The organism is Nonomuraea sp. NPDC003560 (genome assembly GCF_042878785.1).
Classification (GTDB): Bacteria; Actinomycetota; Actinomycetes; order Streptosporangiales; family Streptosporangiaceae; genus Nonomuraea.
The window spans coordinates 368,151-388,209 of the sequence record NZ_JBIAOF010000007.1; the positions used below are offsets into that span (position 1 = coordinate 368,151).

Consider the following 20,059-nt stretch of genomic DNA (forward strand, 5'->3'; position numbering starts at 1 on the left):
GCGCCCGCCTCACCGCGTCAGGCCGAGCTCCGTCAGCACCGAGCGGACCTTGGCCACCATCTCGGGCTTGTCCCGCCCGAGCCGCAGATCTCGCAGGGCGAGCACGCCGCGCAGCCGGGGCGCGTCCAGCTTGAGGTGTCCCAGGACGATGTCGAGGAAGGCGGTCGCATCCTTGTCGGCATAGGGGGCGAACGCCTGGCTCAGCAGGATGCAGTCGGCGTAGGCGCCGGCCAGTTCGGCCGGGTCGCCGCCGCGGCTGGACAGCAGCCACAGGCGGAGCAGGGCATGAGCGGGCGACATCGCGCGGTCGGGCCAGTAGCCGGCGACGGTCATCAGCGAGCGGCTCAGCTCGGCCGTGAGCGGCGCCAGGGCGTGGACGAGCAGCTCTTCCTCGTAACCGCAGATGAAGTGGAAGTGGCGGGCGGCCGCCATGAACTCCTCGTGCATCCAGGAGGACTGTCCGCGGGTCTCGTGATCCGGCCCCCTCTCGAAGGTCCAGTAGAGGTCGACCAGCGGCGGGGTGGATCCTCTGCTGCCCACCCACCTGAGGAGCAGGGTGCGTTCGCCGTCCTGCCACGACCGCTGGACCTCCACGTGGCGGACCAGGTTCGTCCAGGCGTTGTAGGCGATCTGGGACCGCCACAGCCGGGCGATGCTCCGCCACCTGCTCACCACCGAGACCGGGGTGCCCGCCGTGACCGGCGGCGCGGGGAACAGCTCCTCGCCGGTGACCTCGTCACAGGCGAGGGTCAGCAGGACGAGCAGGTTGAGGCTGTAGGTGGCGAACTGCATGGGGGCGGTGCGCAGCTCGCGGACGCGGCCGGGCAGGTACGAGCCGAAGGTCAGGGAGCTGCGGAAGTACAGCGCGTCGTGAAACAGGGCCAGCAGGGTGCGCTTGAGCATGTCCCGCGAATCGCGGCTCAGCCCGCGGATCAGGTCCTGAAGGAACTCCAGCACCGATTCCCTGGATGACAGCGGGTTGTGGCAGAGCAGCGCGTGCAGGAAATCGTCGTTCGGGCGGTTGCGCCGGGCGTGCCCGGTGTCCAGTTCCGCCGCGGCCACCAGGTCCTCGACCTCGTGGGTGGTGAGCCGGGCGACCAGATACTCGCCGAAGGTGGAGTGCAGGAACTCGTAGGTCTTCCGCTGCTGGTCGTCCTGCGTCGCCTGCGATTCGTGCACGAAGAAGAAGCGCCCTACGACGAGCTGGGCGGGGTTCAACGGCGTCCGGAACTCGCCGGCCTGGCTGCTCTCCTCGGCGAGCAGGTGGAGCAGGTCTCCCTTGAGGTCCTCCTCGGTCGCCCACTGGCTGTTGCGGTTGAACATGGCGAACGCCACGACCGACAGCCGCAGCAGCTCCCGGTCCACGGAACGCTCCAGCGCCTGCTCCGACAGCGCGTCGCCGGACTTGCGGACCTCCCTGCGGGCGAACCTGACGAGCAGCCGTTCGTAGAGCTGTGCCCGGTCCAGTCTGCCCAGCTCGTGACGCAGGGGGTTGCCGTCCATGTCGTAGAGCGCGAGCATCAGCAGGAGGAGCGGCTGGGAGGCGAGTTCGCCGAGCCCGGCGACGGTGGACAGCTCCAGCGGGAAGAGGGAGTGGTCGCTGAAATACCGGGCGTTCAACCGGTTCCACATGTCCAGCCACCGCTTGACCTGGGTCTCGTTGAACGGTTCCAGGTGGATCACCACGGTCTCCCGCGGCAGGCGGGCCCGGTCGGCCACCACGGTACGGCTCGTGACGATCACCGCGGTGGGCCTTCCCTGGGCAGCCTCGCGCTCCTGGAACGCGGCCACCTTCTCCAGGTAGTTCGTGTTGCTCACGCCCGTCGCCTGGAGCAGCTCGTCGAAGCCGTCCAGGATGACCACGCCGACGATGTTCGCGGCCCCGGCGTACAGCGCGGGCCATCGCACGTTCTCGCCCGTGGCCTGCCGGATGGCGTGCTCGATCTGCGTCTGCAGGTCCTGCTCGGCGGGCGCCTCCCGGAGCGGGACGCGGACGACGGCGAACTGCTCCGGCGGCAGCCTGGCTGCCAGGATCTTGGTCAGGACGGACTTCCCCGCACCGGGCTGCCCCAGCACCAGCAGCGGGAGCTGGGTGGCGCTCGGATGCGTGAGGTAGCCGAAGAGCAACGTGCGCAGGTCGTTCTCCAGAGGACGGTCCCGCCACCAGCTCCACTCGGCCGGCCGGGACGAGCCGGTCACGACCGCCCGGCGGAAGCACGGGCTGATGTACGCCTGGTCGAGTGTGGGCATGGTCATGTCGTCGGGCAGGTCGGCGCTGGAGATGACGGGCTGGTTCAACGCCGTCCGGTAGTGCTGCGAGAGCGCGTCGCGGATGCCGCCGGGCACGGCTCCCGACACGACCGATTCGAGCAGTCGGCGCAGATCGCGCAGACCGGTGTCGAGCGATCCGATGACGGTACGGGTGGCCTGGTGGTCGACGCGGGCCGCCCAGTACGCGATCTCGGGCACCTCGGTGCACAGGCGGTGGAACAGCTCGGCGTACTGGCGGCGCGCCGCCTGCGGCACGCCGTCGGTCAGCCAGCGTTCGGCCTGCTCGCGCTGGGCCTCGGTCATGGACTCCCACATGCGCAGCCCGCGCAGGAACGTCAGCAGCCGGGCGGACAACAGCCGGTAGTAGTCGTCCAGAGCCTTCTCGACCTGCTCGTACGGCTGCGTCGGTCCTGGGCAGGGAAGTTGGACGTGCAGGAGGTGCTCGACCAGGTCGCCCAGCCGGTTCCCGGTCACGTCCGAGGCGCCCGCTATGATCACCTGCTCCGACCTGAGCATGCGCAGCTTCCCGGCGCCGAAGTGCTCCTCCCCCTGCCGGACGGCCTCGAAGAACGCGGTGACGACGATGACGGCGTGGGCGGCGGCGATCCGTTGGGTGCGCTGGTATCTGCCGAGGCCGGAGAAGCGGTCGTGGAGTGCCGTGCCGAGCTGTCCGCTCACGCGGGCGAGCTCTCCCTCGACGTCGAACAGGCTGACCACCAGCTCGCCCGTCGGGCCGGTCGCGCTGAGCAACAGCCCTCCGACCAGGCGGTCGAGCGCCTTGACCAGTTTCCCCTCGCCGCCCAGCACTTTCACGGCATCCGAATAGTTGAACCACCCTACGGTCACACAAGACCTACACCACATCGGAGGATGAGCCGTCTACGGTTGTGTTACTGATGTGACCATATGGTTAGACGTCGGACGAATCAATATTTGATCCGTTTATCCGGATTAAAGCGGCATGGGAATTAATGTCGATTAAGTTGTGGAATGACGTATTTGGTCCGCATCGGCGAGGTGTTGGTTCCCCGCCGATTCCGGACCCGGTCCCTAGCGGTCGCCGACCAGGGGCGGCGGCGGGGTGCTGTTGTCGAACTTCCTGCAGTCCTCCGCCTGGCGGGGCTCCTCCAGTAGCTCCCGGACGGTCAGGCCGATGGGGGAGTCGCCGAGCCTGTCAAGGTCGGACACGATGGAGAGCGCGTCGATCAGGTCGCTCTGCTGCGGTGCCATGGCCATCTCCTCTGCTGGTCGACACTCGCCGCCTCGCGAGGCGTGAGCGGCGCGGAACACCGGCTCCGAAGTTTCGCGAGAACGTTGATCTGGAAGGTACTGTCTGCGTGCCGGCATTATCGTTGCCCTATTATAGCTGTCCGGAAAACAGCTAACAGTGCTGACCGTAATGACCGGCGTGCATGAAACCTGTACGCTAATCAGCATAATGTCGGCCATCTCCATCTTGCCCCTGCCACCAGTGCGGTAATCCCTCACTGGGACTCGCGGACGGGAGGCGATAACGCGTGACGGATTCACCGGAGTCGGTGGCGTGGGGGACCACGGGCCCGTATCCCGCGGTCTGGAAGGTCCCGCCGCGGAACCAGAACTTCACCGGGCGTGAAGAGCTGCTCGACAGGCTGCGCAGCGGGATCGTGGGCCAGGTCACCGCGGTGGTGGCACACGCCCCCAACCTGCCGCAAGGCCCGCGCGCCCTGCACGGCCTGGGCGGTGTCGGCAAGACCCAGATGGCCATCGAGTACGCCTACCGCTTCCGCGACCAGTACGACCTCGTCTGGTGGATCCCCGCGGACCAGCCGGGCCTCGTGCGATCGAACCTGGCGCAGCTCGCGCCGCGGCTGGGCGTGCCGGGATCCACCATGACCAGCACGGAGGACGCCGCCGACGCCGTGATCGAGAGATTGCGCAGCGGGGAGCCGTACGAGCGGTGGCTGCTGATCTTCGACAACGCCGACGAGCCCGAAGACCTCCAGCCGAACATTCCCCCCGGCCCCGGGCACGTGCTCATCACCTCGCGCAACCACCGGTGGGAGGGCGTGGTCGGCACGGTCGCCGTCGACGTGTTCAGCCGCGAGGAGAGCATGCAGTTCCTCGGCAGACGCATGCGCCGCTCGATCAGCGACGCCGACGCCGCCCGGCTCGCCGACGCTCTCGGGGATCTTCCGCTGGCGCTGGAGCAGTCGGCCGCGCTGCAGAGCGAGACCGGCATGTCGCCGGAGGAGTACCTGCGCCTGCTCAAGGAGCGCACCGCGAGCCTGCTGAGCGAGGGCAAGCCCGCCGAGTACCCGTTGTCGATGTCCGCGGCCTGGGAGCTGTCGGTCAGCACGCTCCAGGAGCACCTGCCCGAAGCCATGGAGCTGCTGCGTTGCTGCGCCTTCTTCGGGCCCGAGCCCATTCCGCGCGGGGTGTTCCGCCCGGTCAGGGGTCCGGTGCGGCCGGTCATGGCCGAGTTGCTCGCCGACCCGCTCCGGCTGAGCAAGGCGATCAAGAGACTGGGGAAGTACGCGCTGGTCCGCATCGAGGCCGAGCCCGGCCAGGGCACGGTCACCGGCGAGCGCACGATCCAGGTGCACCGGCTCATCCAGGCGCTGCTGCGGGAGGGCCTGCCGGCCGACACCCAGGACCTGATCCGGGCGGAGGTGCACTCCCTGCTCGCCGGAGCGGCGCCCGGCGACACCGGCGACCCCGCGAACTGGCCCCGGTTCGACGCCCTGCTGGCCCATGTCGCGCCGACCAGGCTGGCCGACAGCGAGCGTGAGGACGTGCGGGAGTTCGCGCTGCGGATCCTCGAATACCTGATGGCCTCCGGCAACCACAACGTCGCGCGCACGCACGTCGACAGCTTCCTGGAGCGGTGGAAGGCCGACTCCGGCCGGCAGGACATCAGCGTGTTGCGGGCGCAGCGCGTCAAGGGCGACCTGCTCCGGTTCCTGGGCCGCTACGACGAAGCGTACGACCTGGACATGGCCACGCTCGCCGCCATGCGGGAGACGGTCGGCGACGAGCATCGTGACACCCTGGTGCTGCGCAACGGCATCGGCGCCGATCTGCGCGGTCGCGGCCTGTTCGTCGAGGCACGCGAGCATGACACCGAATCGGTGAGCGTGCACCAGGCCGTCCTCGGTCCCGACCACGCCCGTACGCTCATGGCGGTCAACAACCTGGCGCTCGACCTGGGGCTCAACAGCGACTACCGCGGCGCGCGGACACTGCTCGAAGAGGCGCTGAGGGCGGCGCAACTGGCCGAGTCGGCCGTGGCCCGGGGCACGGTCCTGAACCTGTGGGCCAGCCTGAGCCGCATGACCCGGCTCTGCGGAGACTACGCGGAGGCCTGCGACATCGGCGAGGAGGCGCTGGCCTACGGTCAGGAGCAGCTCGACGCCGACCATCCGCGCATCCTGCTCACGCAGAAGGACCTCGCCATCGCCCGGCTCCGGGTGGGCGAGGCGGCCGAGGCCCTCGAACTCGCCGCCACCGTGCACGCGCGCTACGTGCGCAACTACGGCATCGACCATCCGAGCACGCTGGGCGCCGCTCTGTGCCTGGCCAACGCGTTCCGGGTCAACGACCTGATCGACAGGGCGTTCAAGCTGGCCCAGGACGCCATGGTGCGCTATCCGAGGGTGTACGGGCCCAACCATCCGTACTATTTCGGCAGCGCCAGCAACGTGGCGGTCCTGCTACGGGTGCGCGGCGACCTGGAGGGCGCCCGCGAGCTGAACGAACGCGTCATCGCCGGGCTGAAGGCCACGGTGGGCGGTGGGCACCACTACGCGCTGACCGCGTCCGTCAACCTCGCCAGCGACCTGGCCGCCCTCGGCGAGCTGGAGGCGGCCTGCCGGCTGGGCAGGGACACGCATCGGCAGCTTCGCCCCCTGGTGGGCGAGCAACATCCCACCACCCTGGCCTGTGCCGCCAACCTCGCCGCCGACCTGGCCAGGGCCGACTACAAGGAGGAGGCGGCCGCCCTGCGCGAGGAGACGATGCGCCACTACCGCGAGACGCGCGGCATGGAGCATCCGGACGCGCGGGCGGCGGACGAAGGCCGCCATCTCGACCTGGACTTCGACCCCCCGCCCGTGTGACGGCAGGCGCCGCGGTCACTCCCCGCCGGAGGACGGGCGCGGCGCCGCCGGGGCCGTCCCGGACAGCGCGGCCAGCTCCTGGTGGAGCGCGCCCCGGATGTGCGTGATCAGCCGGTACAGATCGCGGCTGTAGACGGACGGATTGCGGAAGCCGCTGCCCTCGCGATAACGATGCGGGTAGAGGCCGCCGCCGCAGATCCCCACGATGTCGCAGGACGCGCAGGTCTCCGACATCGCGTCACGGCCGATCTGCCGGGCGACGATGGCCGGTTCGAGCAGCGCCGTGTCGAAGGAGTCGCGCAACACGTGCAGCGCGGTGCGCGTCGCCCCCTCGTAGGCGGACTTGAGCGTGTCGACCTGCTCGATGCTGCCGTCCGTCTCCACCACGACCATGGCCACGGGCGCCAGCCCGATCGACTCGCTCCTGGACGGGCTGCCGCACAACTGCCGGATGATCTCGCTGAACAGCCGGATCCGGGTCGCCCTGGGCCGGACCGAACGCCAGTGCTCGAAGACGGCGACGAGCCAGTCGCCGTAGGGCTGCGCGGTGGCCGACCAGCCGGGCGGTGGAGTCTCCCAGTTGCCGTGCGGCAGCAGGAAGTCCACCGTCGGCGGCTGGAACTCCAGCAGGGCCTTGTAGGTGATGACGGGGTCGTTGGCCAGGTCGAGCGTGCACAGCAGGCCGCTGAACAGGTGGCGATAGGCGGGGGAGGTGAGCCGGGCCAGCCCGGCGCGCACCTTGCCGTAGCTGCCCTCCCCGTCGGAGCGCCGGCGGTGGCGGTCGTGCCCGTCGGCGTCACCGTCGAGGCTGACGCCGACGTACACGTCGAGCTCGGCGAGCAGGTCCAGGAACGCCTCGCTGAGCAGGACGCCGTTGGTCTGCACCTGGACGACCGCGTCTGTCCGCTCGCCGAGCGCCGATCTCAGGGCGTTCACCGCGTATCGGACGTGTGGCATGCCGGCCAGCAGGGGCTCGCCGCCGTGCAGGGTGATGTCCACGCTCTTCAGCTGGTGAGCATCGGCGTGTTCGGCGATGCGGGCGGCCACGCGGTCGATGGTCGGCTTCGCCATGCTCCGCGGCTGGCGGCGCCAGCTCTGGTCGGCCATCTCGTACATGTAGCAGTAGTCGCAGGCGAGGTTGCAGCGGCTGTGCAGCTTGAGGATGAACTGCCGGAAGGCGGTGGGGCGCCAGCCGGACTCCAGCAGGAGCCCGACGTCGAGGTCGGCGGGCCATTCGTTGCCGCCCGGACCGGTGGGCGCTCCGCCGTCTCCGTGCACGTCGATCAGCTCCTGGGACGAATGTGCTCCTCCATCATGGTCGCAGGAATCACGCTGTCAAAATCCCTTCGCCGGTGTTTTCGACCTCACCAGGGGGCGGGGGCCGGCGGCGGGATCGCCGGAGGGCGGTCGTCGCAGGTGAGGGTGTTGGGCAGGAGCCAGGGGGCGAGCCAGCCGTCGTTGCCGCCGCCGTCCGTCAGCGTGAACTCCGAGCCGGACGGGGTGAAGTGGAAGGTGCCGCAGTTGTTCACGGGGACCGCGCCCACGTTGCGGGCGTCCACGTTCTCGAAGGCGGCCGAGCCGGCGGCGCGGGCGCTGAGCACCGAGGTGCCGGCGCCGTCCACCCGGACGTCCTTGAAGCGCAGGTCGGTGATGGAGTAGAGGTCCTTGACGGGCCAGTCGGCGACCAGCATGACGGCGTTGTAGGTGTTGTCCAGGTAGTGGTCGCCGGTCACCCGGATGTCGGCGTCGATGTTCCGCTCCAGGGCGTAGAACCAGATGGCGCCGAGGCCGATCTTCCAGTTCAGCTCGTACGTGCCGGCCCGCACGGTGGTGTTGCCGGTGATGTCCAGGCGGCCGGCGAACGGCTCGGCGCCGAAGCGGGAGCCGACCTGCAGGGCGCTGCCCTCGCGGACGGGGTCGGCGATCAGGTTGGCCGAGACCGTGTTGTCCGTGCCGCCGTAGATCGCGATGCCGTTCGCCAGCACCGGCGTCTGGACCGTGTTGTGGTCGAAGGTGTTGCGCGCGTCCGCCGTGTGCTCCGACCACATGGCCAGGCCGTCGTCGCCGGAGTTGCGGACGAAGTTGTCCGACACGACCGTGCCGGTGACGCCGGTGTGCAGGTTGAGCCCGTCGGCGATCTGGTCGGCGATCACGTTGCCGGTGACGCGGGTGCCGCTCATCGGGCCGTCGAACCAGAGGCCGACCTTGGTGTGGTGGATGTGCAGGCCCTCGATCGTGGAGTCGCTCATCGCGCCGCCGACGCCGTTGACCTGGTCGGTGTCGACGCGCTCGCGGACGTCGCCCTCGATGGCGAACCCGGACAGGTGCACGTTGCGGCTGCCGCCGTCCGCGGCGTCCTTGCCGTAGAAGCCGACGCCGGTGTGGACGGACCCGTCGGGCGCCGGGGCGTCCAGGGTGACCTCGCGGCCCTTGATGATCGTGTACCAGCTTCCGGCGCCCGTGATCGTCACGTCGTCCACGATGATGTGCCGGTTGACCTGGTACGTGCCGGGCGGGACGTACACCTTCAGATGGGCGCGCCGGGCGAAGGCGACGGCCCGGTCGAAGGCCGCCGACGACTCGCGGCGCCCGGACGGGTCCGCGCCGAAGGCCAGCACGTTGGCCGAGACCGGCTCGATCCGCGGCGGGGCGACGAGCTCGGAGTCGAGCAGGTCGATGACCGTCCAGGCGGCTCCGGCGCTCGCCGTCAGCCGGATCCGGTCGCCCGCCCGGTACGTGCGCCCGAGCAGCAGGCGCTGCTCGTCGTAGAAGTGGCTGGGCCGGAACGGCTTGGCGATCGCCGGGGCCGGGGTGGTGGCGCTGGGCACGCAGGAGCACTCGGTGATCCACCAGTCCGGGTGCAGCAGGTCGGCGCCGGGGTCGTTGGTGAAGGGGTACTGGTTGTACAGCCAGGAGTACTGCGAGGTCAGCGTCATGGTGGCCCGGTGACGGCCGTTGACCGCGACGTCGAGCGGCGCGGTGATGCCGCCGCCCGTGGGCGCGTCGGGGATGCTGTAGCGGACCGTGATCGCGTTGGCCGCGGCCGGCAGGGTGAACTCGACGTGCCGGCCGGGCGTCAGCCGGACCGCTCGCCGTCCGGACGCCTCGGCGGGCAGCGTGTACGCGGTGCGGTCGGGGCCGATGACCGTGCCGTCCGTCGAGGCGTTCTCGGCCTCCTGCTCGGCGAAGCCGACGCGCGCGCCCCGGCCGGCGACCAGGGCCGGGTCGAGGGCGGCCCTGGTGACCACGGGCCCATGTGCCGCCACGGCCTGCGCGGGGACGGCGAGCGAGGCGAGGGGGAGGCCGAGGGCCGCGGCGAGCACCGCCACGACCCTCCGGGATGTGCTCGTGCCTGACATCCGAAGCTCGATTCTCTCGGGGGGTGAGGTGACAGTAGGACCCCACGACCCCGCGACACAAGGCTCCTGCGAAGGAGTTTCGGGGCTTTGTTGTCGAGCTGCAAGCGTTCATCGGTTTCTTGCGACAGTCGTGCAAGTTGCTTGCGTCAGGGGAGCCAGCTCACCCGGCCGTGCAGGGCGGCGTACCCGACGAAGGCCACCACGTCGATCAGCGTGTGCGCGATCACCAGCGGCATCGCGCGCCCCCACCGCTGGTACAGCCGTCCGAACACCAGCCCCATGACCACGTTCCCGACGAACCCCCCGAATCCCTGATACAGGTGGTACGACCCCCGCAACACCGACGACACGGCCACCGCCCGCCACGGACCCCAGCCCGCCTGGTCCAGCCGGTGCAGCAGGTAGCCGCTGACCAGCACCTCCTCCAGCACGCCGTTCTGCGCGGCGGCCAGCAGCAGCACCGGCACCCGCCACCACACCTCGGGCAACTGCCCCGGCACCACCGTCAGGTTGACGCCCAGCGCGTAGACCACCAGGTAGAAGGCCAGCCCCGTGCCGCCGATCGCGGCGGCGAGCAGCGCGCCGCGCAACGTGTCGCGGCCCGGCTCGCGCAGGTCCACCCCGATCGTCCGCAACGACTCGCCCGACCGCACCAGCAGGTACGCCACCAGCGCGACCGGCGCCACCGAGATCGCGATGTCCACGAGCTGCAACGTCAGGTCCAGCCACGGCCGCCCGGGGGCCAGCGAGCCGACCAGCACGGCCTGCTGCCCCTTCAGCTCCTTGGGCGCGGTCAGCGAGCCGATCAGCCGGACCAGCGACAACACCGCGCTGGCGCCGAGCGAGACCGACAGCACGACGAGGATCTCGGCTCTGATGAGCCTGGGGCCGAGGGCCGGACCGTGTGCGAGTGACTGGGTGTGCATGGGCCGCAGAGTAGCCGCCCAGCGCTCCGATCCGGATAAAGCACCCCTTGTCGGCGGGTCCCGTGAATCGGCCCCAGCCGATGTCACACTTCCCGTCCTGGGTTCCTCTCAAGGGGCATGAACGACATGATTCTCGTCACCGGCGCCACCGGGACGTTCGGACGCCCGCTGGTCGAACTGCTCACCGCCCGAGGGGCCAAGGTGCGCGCCGTCACCCGCTCGGCGGCCGGGGTGCGCCTGCCCGCGGGGGCCGAGGCCGTCGAGGGCGACCCGGCCCGCCCCGAGACCCTCGCCGGCCACCTGGACGGCGTCACCGCCGTCTTCCTGCACCCGCGCGCCATCGGCGACGGGGCGCCCGGCCTGCTCACCCGTGCCGCCGAGCGCGGGGCGCGGCGGGTGGTGGCCCTGTCGGCGATGAACGTCGACGACCCCCTCGACGAGCAGCCCTCCCGCTTCCGCGGCGACCGGAACAAGGAGGCCGAGGCCGCCGCCGTGGACAGCGGCCTGGAGTGGACCAGCCTGCGCGCCGCCTCCTTCGCCGGCAACGCCCTCCAGGCGTGGGCCCCGCAGATCCGGGCCGGGGACGTCGTCCGGTACGTGCACGCGGGCTTCCAGGAGGTGCCGATCGACGAGCGGGACCTGGTCGAGATCGCCGCCAGGACGCTGCTCGGCGGGTACGCCGGACGCCGGCTCGAACTGACCGGGCCCGAGTCGCTGACCCACGCCGCGATGGTGGCCGTGCTCGGCGAGGCGATCGGCCGGCCGCTGCGCTTCGAGGAGATCCCGCCGGAGGCCGCCGAGCGGCGCCTGGTCGCGGGCGGCCTGCCGGAGCCGTTCGTCCAGGCCCTGCTGGCGCGCTACGCCAGGTACGCCACGCGCCCCCAGCACCCGGTCACCGGGGACGCGGCCGCGGTGCTCGGCCGCCCGCCCCGCACCTTCGGCGCCTGGGCCGCCGCCCACGCCCCGGCCTTCGCCCGCCAATACGACCGGGCCGACGACCGTTCGCCCGCCCAGCAGCCCCTGGACGACCGGGCCGACGACCGTTCGCCCGCCCAGGAGCCTCAGGACGACCCGGCCGCGGGCCACGCGTCCGGGCTCCGGCCGCAGGGATGACCAGCCGACACCGACCGGAGGATCCCGTGCCGCACTCCACCGCCTACGTCGTCACCGCGCTGGTGGCGATCGCCTGCAACGCCTTCTCCGGGTTCGCCGCCATGACCCGGCTCGCCCCGGTGATGCGGTCGCTCGGCCCCGCGCTCGACCGGACCGGGGTGCCGCGGTCGTGGCTGGTCTGGCCGATCGGCACGCTGAAGGCGGCCGGCGCGGCCGGGCTGACGCTCGGCCTGCTGGGCGTGCCCCTGGCCGGGACGGCGGCCGCGGCCGGGCTCGTCCTCTACTTCGTCTGCGCCCTCTACACGCACCTGCGCGTGGCCGACCGCTCGCCGCAGTTCTACCTGGCGATCGCGTTCCTCGCGCTGGCGGTCGCCACCCTGGCGCTGGATCCGGCGCTGGTGCTGCGGCACTGAGCGGTCAGCCGCGCTCGGGGACGGCCATCTCGCCGAGCAGCGACCAGTCGTCCTGCGGGACGTTCGCGTTGACGATGCGCGGCGTCTCGGCCAGGTAGCCGGGCAGCACCTGCTGGGCCTGCTTGAAGTGCGCCGACCCCACGTGCGCCGCCCCGGCGGCGTCGTCGCGGAAGGCCTCGACGAGGACGTACTCGGCCGGGTCGTCGAGGCTGCGCGACCAGTCGAACCACAGGCAGCCCGGCTCGGCGCGGGTGGCCTCGGTGAACTCGGCCGAGATCTCCGGCCAGCGGCCGGCGTGCTCCGGCAGGACGCGGAACTTCGCGGTGATGAAGATCATGACGGGAACTCCCCGAGGTCGGCGGCGTTACGGCACGAGACTAGCCGCACACCGCCGCCCGGCCACGGCGGGTCTCACGCGCGTCGCGTCACCTGATCACGCCGCAGGCGGTGCGGCCGCCCGCGTCGCCCGTCCTGTGGGTGGCCTCGTCGGGGCCGTCCGGGGCGTAGCGGGCGGGGATGTTGGCCAGGTTGTCGGGGAGCGCGTGCACGATGACCGCGCTGCCGTCGGCGTCGGTCAGCTCGCGCAGGCCGAACCGGTCGGTGACGACCGACGCGGCGCCCGACCCGTCCTTGCCGACCAGCAGCGGCGGCAGGTCGCCCGAGTGCCCGGCGTGGACGGCGCCGGCCAGGTCGAGGTGGCCGCCGGCGGTGAAGAAGGGGGAGACCTGGCCGGTCGCCGGATCGACGGCCTTCGGGTCGCACAGGCCCGTCGTGTGGATGTGGAAGCCGTGGAAGCCGGGCGTCAGGCCCTTGACCGAGACCGAGACGCGCGCCGTCCCGAACCCCTCGCGCAGGATGCTGAGCCGCCCGACCGCGACGCCGTTCGTGTCGCGGATGACCACGGGCCGCGGGTCGCCCGGGCGTGCGGCGGTGGCGTCGGCCACCGCGCTCACGCCGATGGCGGCGACCCCGGCGGCGAGCGCGAGGCAGAGCGCCAGATGTGTCCGGCCGAACGTCCGTGCCTTGGGCATGGCGGAACCGTCCCTCGTGAGGCGGAGATGTGCGGACTCATCGAGGGTACGGTCGCGCCGCGCCGCCTGTCGTATAGCTCTTGAGTCACCCGTCGGGGTTATGGACCGGGAACCACGGGCGTCCTCCCCGCGCCCTGGTCGTCGAGGTCCGGCTCCCCGAGGCCGGGCTCGCCCGCGTCGGGACGGTCCGCGTCCCGGTCGGGACGGGCGGGCGCGCAGGCGTCGCCGCACCCGCCGAAGCGCCCGGTGTCGATCGGCGTGAACCGCGTGGCGGGCACGCCCTTCAGCGCCGCCCTCATCGTGTCGTTCCAGATCGGCCCCGGCAGCGAGGCCCCGGCCACGATGGCGAAGTGCCGGCCGCCGATCGTGGTGTTCACCAGCTTGTACCGCTGCGAGCCGCGCGGGTCGCCGATGCTGACCGCGCCCGCCAGGTCCGGGGTGAACCCGGCGAACCACGCCGTGGCGTACCCGTCGGTGGTGCCGGTCTTGCCGGCCGCCGGGCGGCCGATGCCGCCGACGCGGCTCATCGTGCCCTTGGTGAACACGCCCGACAGGATGTGCGCGGTCGCGTCGGCGACGCCCGGATCGAGCGCCTGCCGGCACGACGGCCGGTACGAGGTCGGCCGGCCGGTGGCGGCATCGGTGATCTTGGTGATGGCCATCGGCGCGCAGTATCTGCCCCGGGCGGCGATGGCGGCGTACGCGGTGGCCACCGTCACCGGGTCGGTCTCGTTGATGCCGAGCGTGAACGTCTCGTACTCCTGCAGCTTGCGGCCGTCGGCGCGGGCGATGCCGAGCGACTTGGCCGTCTCCACCGTCCGGCACAGCCCCACCCGCTGCTCCAGCGCCATGAAGAAGGTGTTCACCGAGCCCCACGTGCCGGTCCGCAGCGTCTTGAAACCGGGGGAGCCCTCGTCGTTGGTGACCGTCCAGGACGGGTCGCCGACGCCGGCGCCGGCGCAGTTCTTGAAGGCGGCCGTGGAGGGGGCGTTGTAGCCGTTGCCCACGGTGATGCCGTCGTCCACCTTCATGCCCTGCTTGAGCGCCTCGACCAGGGTGAACGTCTTGAACGTCGAGCCCGCCTGGAAGCCGATCAGCCCGCCGTGCCGCGCGTCGGCCACCGCGTTGAAGGAGATCTGCTTCTTCCTGGCCGAGGAGCCGTAGCCGCGGCTGGCGGCCATGGCCCTGATCGCGCCGGTGCCGGGCTCGACCAGCGCCTCGGCGGCCAGGGCGTCGTCGGTGGCGTCGACGTGCTTCCTGATCGCCCGGTCGGCGGCGGCCTGGGCCTTCGGGTCGAGCGTGGTGTAGATCTTCAGGCCGCCCTGCGCGAAGGCGCGTTCCCTGGCCCGCCGCGTGCCGCCGAAGGCCGGGTCGGCCAGCAGCTCGTGCCGGACGTACTCGCAGAAGTACGGATAGTCGCTGTCACCGCAGCCGTTGGGCAGCCGGACGTCCTTGAACCCCAGCTTCCTCGCCTTGGCCGCGGCCGCCTGCTCCGGCGTGATCCTGCCCAGCTCGGCCATCCGGTCGAGCACCACGTTCCGCCGGGCCAGCAGCAGCGCGCGGGCCTTCCTGCCGCGGCTCGGGTCGGTCGTGTTCGGGTCCTGCACGGCGCCCGCCAGCGTGGCGGCCTGGGCCAGGTCCAGGCGGGACGCCGGGACGCCGAAGAACCGCCTGGCCGCGGCCTGCACGCCGTTGGCCCCCGCGCCGAAGTAGGCGATGTTGAGGTAGCGGCGCAGGATCTCGTCCTTGCCGTACTTCTGCTCGACGCCCATCGCGTAGCGCAGCTCTTTGAGCTTGCGGGCGTAGCTGGCCTCCAGGGCCTTGTTCTTGTCCTGCTCGCTGCCGGCCGCGTTGAGCAGCACCTGCTTGACGTACTGCTGGGTGATGCTGGAACCGCCCTGGCTGAGCCGGTCGGAGCTGAGGTTCTTGACCAGGGCGCGCAGCGTGCCCTCCAGGTCGATCGCGCCGTGCTGGTAGAACCGGTCGTCCTCGATGGCGACGACCGCCGTCCGCATCACCTCGGATATCTGGTCCAGGCGGACGATCTCGCGGTTCTGGTCGTAGAAGCGGGCGATCACGTCGCCGCGGGCGTCGTACACGGTGGAGGTCTGCGCCAGGGGCGGCTCGGCCAGCGCCACCGGCTTGAGGTTCAGCTGCTCGGTGGCGGAGACGACCAGCGTGCCGGTGCCGCCGACGGCGGGCAGCGTGATTGCGGCCGTCAGCAACCCGGCCGACATCGCCGCGACCGTGAGCCGACCGACGTTCGACAGGCGATTGGGCATGCGGGAGCACCTCCGGGCGGGAACAGGGGCAAGCCCGGACATGACAGCACAGGACGAAAGGCGGCGTCCAAGACCGATATCGGCCATCGGGTGATATCGGGATCGATATCACGCCAGCGTACGGGCCACGCGCGAACCCCCGTCGCGCGTGGCCGTCCGGCGGCCGGAGAGCGGCCGGAGAGCGGTCAGAGCAGGGACGGCGCGGCCGGCTGCACCTGGTTCTCGACGTGCTCCTTCAGCCGGATCAGATCCTGCCGCAGCTTGCGCGCGGGATGCGCGCCGAGCAGCCCGGCGATGGCGTGCCCGGCCGCCCCCGCGATGGGGTTGTAGCACAGGTGCACCTGGACGCGCGTCCGGCCGTCGGCCTGGGCGTCCACACGCAGCACGCCGGTGTGGGCGATGAGCTCGCCGTCGCCGGACTTCCAGGCGATCTCCGCGCCCTCCTCGCGCTTGGTCTCGGTGGCCGTGAAGCGGATGCGCGTCCCGGCCGGGCCCCTGATCACCCAGTGGGAGCGCAGCTCGTCGGCCGACAGCCGGACCTCCTCGACGTCCGGCATGAAGCGCGGGAACAGCGAGTAGTCGCTCACCAGCGGCCACACGGCCGCCACCGGCGCCGCGATCGAGACGGCCGCGTTGACGTCGATCGCCTCGCGACCGGCGTTGACGCCGGTGAGGCGGCGCAGCGGCAGGTTCGTCGCCGCCCGCACGGCCAGCGCGGAGGCGGCGCAGCGGGTCAGCCAGGACAGCGGCCTCGGCAGCTTGCCGGTGACCGCCCAGATCGAGGCCGCCGCCCCGCCCGCGACCAGCCTGGCCGAGGGCGACCAGCGCTGCTGCAGCAGCTCCGGCACCGCCTTGCGGCGGCGGCCCTGGCCCTGCAGCCGGGGCGCGTCGGTGCCGTCCCTGTGCACGTGCCAGTTGGTCTCCACCCGCTTGACGCCCGGGATGCGGCGCACCTTCTGGCGGGCGCGCTCGTCCTCGCCCGCGAGCACGTCGCCGGAGAGCGTCACGACGCGCTCGCGCACGTCGACCTCGACGGCGTGCGGGTGGCTGATGTGGCGGCCCAGTTCGGCGCGTACGCGTTCGTGCAGGACGCGGTCGTCGGCGGTGCCGCCGGTCAGGCGGTACCTGGCCGCCGCGGCCGACCCGCGGCCCCTGTTGGACAGGTCGCGGCCGAGCACGCCCAGGCCGTCGCGCACCTCGTGGGTGGCGTGCGAGCCCTTGTCCCGCACGCGGGCGCGGCGCGTCCGGCCCCGGTCCGGATCCAGCAGGTACGTCACCGCGGCCCCGGCGCAGGCGCCGAGCACGGCCGCGACGAACGGGTGCGACCGTCCTCGCGACTCCGTGTGCACGATCTGGATGCGCCGCGGAGCCGGTTGCCGCGATTCCCCGTTGAAGGAGCTGATGCCCCGAAAAGCAGTCGTGCGCATGACCACAATCCCCCTCGCTCGCACTTCCCGCTGGCCGTGGCCTACCCCGCAGGTCACAGCGCTAACGGAGGGCGGTCCGGAGGCGTTGGTCGCCCGCGATACCGGGCAGAAAGCACGATAGGGGATTTAAGGGGAGTTCTGCCATGAAGAGCACGGCTCGCACCGCGACGCAGGCGTTCTGGATCGACGCCGGGCACGGCGGGACGCAGGAGCACTACGGCGAACAGCTACGCAGGTGGCGGCACGCGTTCGCGGCCACGGGCGGGGAGCCGGGCGCGAGCGGCGTCACGCTGGACCCGCTGCACTTCGCGCTGGCCGCCTGGGAGGTCGCCACCCGCCCGGTCGCCGACTCGCCGTACGTGCGCACCCACCCCCGGGTCCTGGACGCGGCCTGCCACCGGGCCGAGGACGGCCGCGACCCGCTGGCCGTGGTCGAGCTCGCCGCGCCGCCGCCCGTCCCGCTGCCGGACGGCTGGTCGAGCTGGCGGCACCAGGGCGAGCAGCCGTACGCGGCCGGCGCGGAGGGCACGCCGACCGCCCTGAGCACGCTGGAGCTGCGCATCCCCCTGTCCGGCGACCGGCTGCCGACGCCCACCCGGCCGCGCGCCGAGGGCCTGCCCAACCTGGACGACGCCCAGGCGTCGCTGGAGGCGTTCGTCGCCGAGCTGAACGCGGCGGTCACCCCGTTCCTGCGCGAGCTGGAGGGCGCCGAGGGCGCCCCCGACACCGACGGCGCCACGCTGGTCCAGTGGCTGCGCACGCAGATCGAGGCCGACAAGGCCACCGCGGAGGCGGCCGGCGCCGGGCCCTGGCGCTACCTCACGGCCGCCGGCCCGGCCACCGCCCCGGTACGCCAGGGCGCGGGCGGCGCGCGGCGGCTGGAGTTCGGCGGCGGGCGGACGGTCACCCGCGTCGGCTTCCACGACGACGACCTGCTCCACCCGGTCGAGGCGATCCACATCGCCCTGCACGACCCGGCCGACGCGATCGCCCGCTGCGGCGCCGAACTGGCGTTGCTGAACGAGCACACCCCGCCGCTGTCGGCCGGGGACGCTCTCTGCCCGGTGTGCGGCGAGGCCGCCGGCTCTCCCTGCCAGACGCTGCGCCACCTGGCCTACGGCTACCGCCTGCGCCCCGGCTGGCGGCCCGAATGGAGCCCCTCCCGCTGACGGCTCCCGGCTCCGGCGTCTACATGTAGTTGCCGTCGCCCTGGGCGCGGACGCCGTCGGGGCGGGGCAGGGCGCGGCCGGCGTGCAGGCCGAGCTGCTGCTGGCGGGCGGCGGCCTGCTGGAGCTGGAGCCCGGCCTGGATGCCCTGGAAGACGCCCTCCAGCCAGCCCACGAGCTGCCCCTGCATGACCCGGATCTCCATCTCCGTCGGCGTCCCGCCGTTCGGGGTGGGTCGCAGGCGCTCCAGCTCGTCGCGCAGCTCGGGCGCGACCGCACCGGCGACCTCCCGGATGGCCTGCTCGTAGATGCGGTGCATGCGCTCCCTGGCGCGCTCCTCCAGGTGCACCCCCTTGGCCTCCTCCAGCAGGCTGCGGGCCATCGCGCTCACGCGGAGCAGCCGGGCGGGCTCCTCGACGCTCTCGATGTCCGTCCTCACGGCATCGCGCAGGGTGTGCTCGCGCTGCTCGTCCCCCGATGCTGGATGCGGCGTCGTCGTCATGTCCTCAGTCCTCGTTCACGCAGGTGAGCGGCTCGCTACCGCCAGCAACAGCTCTTCCCGGTGCCCCGCCGTTCACTCGTGGGAGCGGCCGGAATCCTGGGTAGGGGTCACCCTCATGAACCGGCGAGACGACGATCCCGAGGACGAGTTCTTCGCTCCGGTGCTGCGCGAGCCGCCGCCCCCGGACGAGATCAGCCGCTCAGGCGTGGTGAGCGACACCGGCGTGCCCGGCGTGCACGGCGGCGGCGAGGGGCACTGGCCGCGCAAGCCGCCGCCGTCCAACGCGCTCGGCCTGCGCCTGCTGGCCGCCGCGCTGCTGCTGCTCGCCGGGGTCGTGCTGGCGGTGCTCGCGGTGCTGGCCGGACGGCTGCCGCTGGCGCTGCCGCCGGCGATCCTGGCGGTGGCCGCCGCCGCGTACCTGGTGGTGTTCGCGCGGCGGCGCGCGCGCGACGACGGCGGCCCGCCCACCTTCGGCTAGCGCGACGCCGGGGCAACCACCTGGGGTTTCGGTCCTTCTGTGGGGGTACACGCCCGCTGAGGGGAAGAAGGAGCCGAGATGTCTCTCATCGACCGTGACTGTGTCCGCAGGCTGCTGGAGTCGGAGCACGCCGACGCGACGCTCGTGTTCGTCCGGGGCGACTGCGTCGTGCTGCGGGCCGCGGAGATCGACGACGCCCACCGGGGGCTGGTGATAGCCAGCCGCGAGGACGTCATGGCCCAGCTCCCCGACGGCGCCGCGACGGACGGGCAGGCCCTCGACGACCTCGCCGTGCGGCTGGACAACGTGGTGCGCGACCTCGGCGCCTGACGCGGGCGCGGTCGCATGTCCTGAATCTGCAAGCCGCCACGTCCACCTGGGGAAAGACGGTGTCGGCCCGGCCGGGATTCACTGCCGGGAACACGACACGAAAGGGGCCGTTCAGATGCCCGACAACCCCACCGGCGAGTTCTGGAAGGACCTGCGGCCGATCGAGAACTCCTTCCGGCCGGACGCGCTGCCCGAGGTGTACCTGTCCAAGGTGGCCACCGACGACGACCGGTACTACGTGCCCTTCACCGAGACCGTCGGCTCCCGGCCGCTGTGGATCAACGTCAAGGACAACAGCTGGGCCGACATCCTGCGGGCCAAGGAGGCCGGGCTGGTCAACCGGCACTACCACCCGCACGAGGTGTTCGCGTACACGATCTCCGGCAAGTGGGGCTACCTGGAACGCCCCTGGACGGCCACCGCGGGCGACTTCGTCTACGAGGCCCCGGGCGAGGGCCACACGCTGGTCGCCTACGACAGCGGCGAGCCGATGAAGACGTTCTTCATCGTCAAGGGCCCGCTGGTCTGGCTGGACGAGAACGGCGACCCCGACGGCTTCTTCGACGTGCACGACTACATCAAGATGTGCCGCGAGCACTACGAGAAGGTCGGCATCGGCGCCGACTACGTCAACTCCCTGTTCCGCTGATCGCCGCCCCGCCGC

The 20,059-nt window shown here is 71.9% G+C and carries 17 protein-coding genes; 7 read left to right on the forward strand and 10 right to left on the reverse strand.

Going from position 1 to position 20,059, the window contains the following annotated elements; translation table 11 throughout:
• Window positions 1-9: 9 nt before the first annotated feature.
• Both ACFYUV_RS28265 and ACFYUV_RS28270 read right to left on the reverse strand, forming a co-directional pair.
• Window positions 10-3,135 carry an NACHT domain-containing protein gene (locus ACFYUV_RS28265; protein ID WP_387672957.1) on the reverse strand — a complete coding sequence of 1,042 codons (3,126 nt, stop codon included), beginning with the start codon at window positions 3,133-3,135 and terminating at the stop codon, window positions 10-12.
• A 186-nt stretch (window positions 3,136-3,321) separates the two neighbouring features.
• Window positions 3,322-3,501 (reverse strand): hypothetical protein, encoded by a 180-nt coding sequence (locus ACFYUV_RS28270; RefSeq protein WP_358292479.1) that lies wholly within the window; start codon window positions 3,499-3,501, stop codon window positions 3,322-3,324.
• A 287-nt stretch (window positions 3,502-3,788) separates the two neighbouring features.
• Here ACFYUV_RS28270 and fxsT point away from each other — a divergent pair, with 287 nt between their 5' ends.
• Window positions 3,789-6,368, forward strand: a complete 2,580-nt coding sequence (gene fxsT / locus ACFYUV_RS28275) for an FxSxx-COOH system tetratricopeptide repeat protein (RefSeq protein ID WP_387672960.1) — start codon at window positions 3,789-3,791, stop codon at window positions 6,366-6,368.
• 15 nt (window positions 6,369-6,383) lie between these two features.
• Here the strand turns inward: fxsT and ACFYUV_RS28280 are convergent, their stop codons facing one another.
• The 3 genes from ACFYUV_RS28280 to ACFYUV_RS28290 form a co-directional block, all read right to left on the reverse strand.
• Window positions 6,384-7,646 carry an FxsB family cyclophane-forming radical SAM/SPASM peptide maturase gene (locus ACFYUV_RS28280; RefSeq protein WP_387672963.1) on the reverse strand — a complete coding sequence of 421 codons (1,263 nt, stop codon included), beginning with the start codon at window positions 7,644-7,646 and terminating at the stop codon, window positions 6,384-6,386.
• Between the two features lie 86 nt (window positions 7,647-7,732).
• Entirely contained in the window at window positions 7,733-9,697 is a 1,965-nt protein-coding gene (locus tag ACFYUV_RS28285; protein ID WP_387672966.1) for a glycosyl hydrolase family 28-related protein, read from the reverse strand.
• A 176-nt stretch (window positions 9,698-9,873) separates the two neighbouring features.
• Entirely contained in the window at window positions 9,874-10,653 is a 780-nt protein-coding gene (locus ACFYUV_RS28290; protein WP_387672969.1) for a CPBP family intramembrane glutamic endopeptidase, read from the reverse strand.
• 117 nt (window positions 10,654-10,770) lie between these two features.
• Between ACFYUV_RS28290 and ACFYUV_RS28295 the strand changes: the two genes are divergently transcribed.
• Together ACFYUV_RS28295 and ACFYUV_RS28300 are read left to right on the forward strand one after the other, a co-directional pair.
• Complete coding sequence (locus ACFYUV_RS28295) at window positions 10,771-11,766, forward strand: NAD(P)H-binding protein (protein ID WP_387672972.1); 996 nt, start codon at window positions 10,771-10,773, stop codon at window positions 11,764-11,766.
• Between the two features lie 26 nt (window positions 11,767-11,792).
• Window positions 11,793-12,179 (forward strand): DoxX family protein, encoded by a 387-nt coding sequence (locus ACFYUV_RS28300; RefSeq protein WP_387672975.1) that lies wholly within the window; start codon window positions 11,793-11,795, stop codon window positions 12,177-12,179.
• A 4-nt stretch (window positions 12,180-12,183) separates the two neighbouring features.
• Here ACFYUV_RS28300 and ACFYUV_RS28305 read toward each other — a convergent pair whose 3' ends face one another.
• The 4 genes from ACFYUV_RS28305 to ACFYUV_RS28320 all read right to left on the reverse strand — a co-directional run bounded on the left by ACFYUV_RS28305 (window position 12,184) and on the right by ACFYUV_RS28320 (window position 16,919).
• Window positions 12,184-12,516 carry a putative quinol monooxygenase gene (locus tag ACFYUV_RS28305; RefSeq protein ID WP_358292493.1) on the reverse strand — a complete coding sequence of 111 codons (333 nt, stop codon included), beginning with the start codon at window positions 12,514-12,516 and terminating at the stop codon, window positions 12,184-12,186.
• A gap of 88 nt (window positions 12,517-12,604) precedes the next feature.
• Complete coding sequence (locus ACFYUV_RS28310; RefSeq protein ID WP_387672978.1) at window positions 12,605-13,210, reverse strand: superoxide dismutase family protein; 606 nt, start codon at window positions 13,208-13,210, stop codon at window positions 12,605-12,607.
• A 98-nt stretch (window positions 13,211-13,308) separates the two neighbouring features.
• Window positions 13,309-15,492 (reverse strand): transglycosylase domain-containing protein, encoded by a 2,184-nt coding sequence (locus ACFYUV_RS28315; protein ID WP_387672981.1) that lies wholly within the window; start codon window positions 15,490-15,492, stop codon window positions 13,309-13,311.
• A 185-nt stretch (window positions 15,493-15,677) separates the two neighbouring features.
• A complete protein-coding gene (locus tag ACFYUV_RS28320) occupies window positions 15,678-16,919 on the reverse strand; it encodes an SRPBCC family protein (RefSeq protein WP_387672983.1) in 1,242 nt (413 codons plus the stop codon).
• A gap of 143 nt (window positions 16,920-17,062) precedes the next feature.
• Between ACFYUV_RS28320 and ACFYUV_RS28325 the strand changes: the two genes are divergently transcribed.
• Window positions 17,063-18,088 carry a DUF6221 family protein gene (locus tag ACFYUV_RS28325; RefSeq protein WP_387672985.1) on the forward strand — a complete coding sequence of 342 codons (1,026 nt, stop codon included), beginning with the start codon at window positions 17,063-17,065 and terminating at the stop codon, window positions 18,086-18,088.
• Between the two features lie 19 nt (window positions 18,089-18,107).
• Here the strand turns inward: ACFYUV_RS28325 and ACFYUV_RS28330 are convergent, their stop codons facing one another.
• Complete coding sequence (locus tag ACFYUV_RS28330) at window positions 18,108-18,587, reverse strand: proteasome activator (protein WP_358292506.1); 480 nt, start codon at window positions 18,585-18,587, stop codon at window positions 18,108-18,110.
• Window positions 18,588-18,702: 115 nt separating this feature from the next.
• On the opposite strand from ACFYUV_RS28330, the gene ACFYUV_RS28335 reads away from it, so the two are divergent.
• The 3 genes from ACFYUV_RS28335 to ACFYUV_RS28345 all read left to right on the forward strand — a co-directional run bounded on the left by ACFYUV_RS28335 (window position 18,703) and on the right by ACFYUV_RS28345 (window position 20,044).
• Entirely contained in the window at window positions 18,703-19,065 is a 363-nt protein-coding gene (locus ACFYUV_RS28335; RefSeq protein WP_364336820.1) for a hypothetical protein, read from the forward strand.
• 78 nt (window positions 19,066-19,143) lie between these two features.
• Entirely contained in the window at window positions 19,144-19,395 is a 252-nt protein-coding gene (locus ACFYUV_RS28340) for a hypothetical protein (RefSeq protein WP_352352674.1), read from the forward strand.
• 115 nt (window positions 19,396-19,510) lie between these two features.
• Window positions 19,511-20,044, forward strand: a complete 534-nt coding sequence (locus tag ACFYUV_RS28345; RefSeq protein ID WP_352324601.1) for a 2,4'-dihydroxyacetophenone dioxygenase family protein — start codon at window positions 19,511-19,513, stop codon at window positions 20,042-20,044.
• Window positions 20,045-20,059: the final 15 nt, after the last annotated feature.

What these genes read in the sequence shown, in the direction of transcription:
- ACFYUV_RS28265 (WP_387672957.1), bottom strand. Translation starts at nt 3,135, where the DNA reads ATGTGGTGTAGGTCTTGTGTGACCGTAGGGTGGTTCAACTATTCGGAT.
- ACFYUV_RS28290 (WP_387672969.1), bottom strand. Translation starts at nt 10,653, where the DNA reads ATGCACACCCAGTCACTCGCACACGGTCCGGCCCTCGGCCCCAGGCTC.
- ACFYUV_RS28340 (WP_352352674.1), top strand. Translation starts at nt 19,144, where the DNA reads ATGTCTCTCATCGACCGTGACTGTGTCCGCAGGCTGCTGGAGTCGGAG.
- ACFYUV_RS28270 (WP_358292479.1), bottom strand. Translation starts at nt 3,501, where the DNA reads ATGGCACCGCAGCAGAGCGACCTGATCGACGCGCTCTCCATCGTGTCC.
- ACFYUV_RS28325 (WP_387672985.1), top strand. Translation starts at nt 17,063, where the DNA reads ATGAAGAGCACGGCTCGCACCGCGACGCAGGCGTTCTGGATCGACGCC.
- ACFYUV_RS28345 (WP_352324601.1), top strand. Translation starts at nt 19,511, where the DNA reads ATGCCCGACAACCCCACCGGCGAGTTCTGGAAGGACCTGCGGCCGATC.
- ACFYUV_RS28335 (WP_364336820.1), top strand. Translation starts at nt 18,703, where the DNA reads ATGAACCGGCGAGACGACGATCCCGAGGACGAGTTCTTCGCTCCGGTG.
- ACFYUV_RS28315 (WP_387672981.1), bottom strand. Translation starts at nt 15,492, where the DNA reads ATGCCCAATCGCCTGTCGAACGTCGGTCGGCTCACGGTCGCGGCGATG.
- ACFYUV_RS28295 (WP_387672972.1), top strand. Translation starts at nt 10,771, where the DNA reads ATGAACGACATGATTCTCGTCACCGGCGCCACCGGGACGTTCGGACGC.
- ACFYUV_RS28330 (WP_358292506.1), bottom strand. Translation starts at nt 18,587, where the DNA reads ATGACGACGACGCCGCATCCAGCATCGGGGGACGAGCAGCGCGAGCAC.
- ACFYUV_RS28305 (WP_358292493.1), bottom strand. Translation starts at nt 12,516, where the DNA reads ATGATCTTCATCACCGCGAAGTTCCGCGTCCTGCCGGAGCACGCCGGC.
- ACFYUV_RS28310 (WP_387672978.1), bottom strand. Translation starts at nt 13,210, where the DNA reads ATGCCCAAGGCACGGACGTTCGGCCGGACACATCTGGCGCTCTGCCTC.
- ACFYUV_RS28320 (WP_387672983.1), bottom strand. Translation starts at nt 16,919, where the DNA reads ATGCGCACGACTGCTTTTCGGGGCATCAGCTCCTTCAACGGGGAATCG.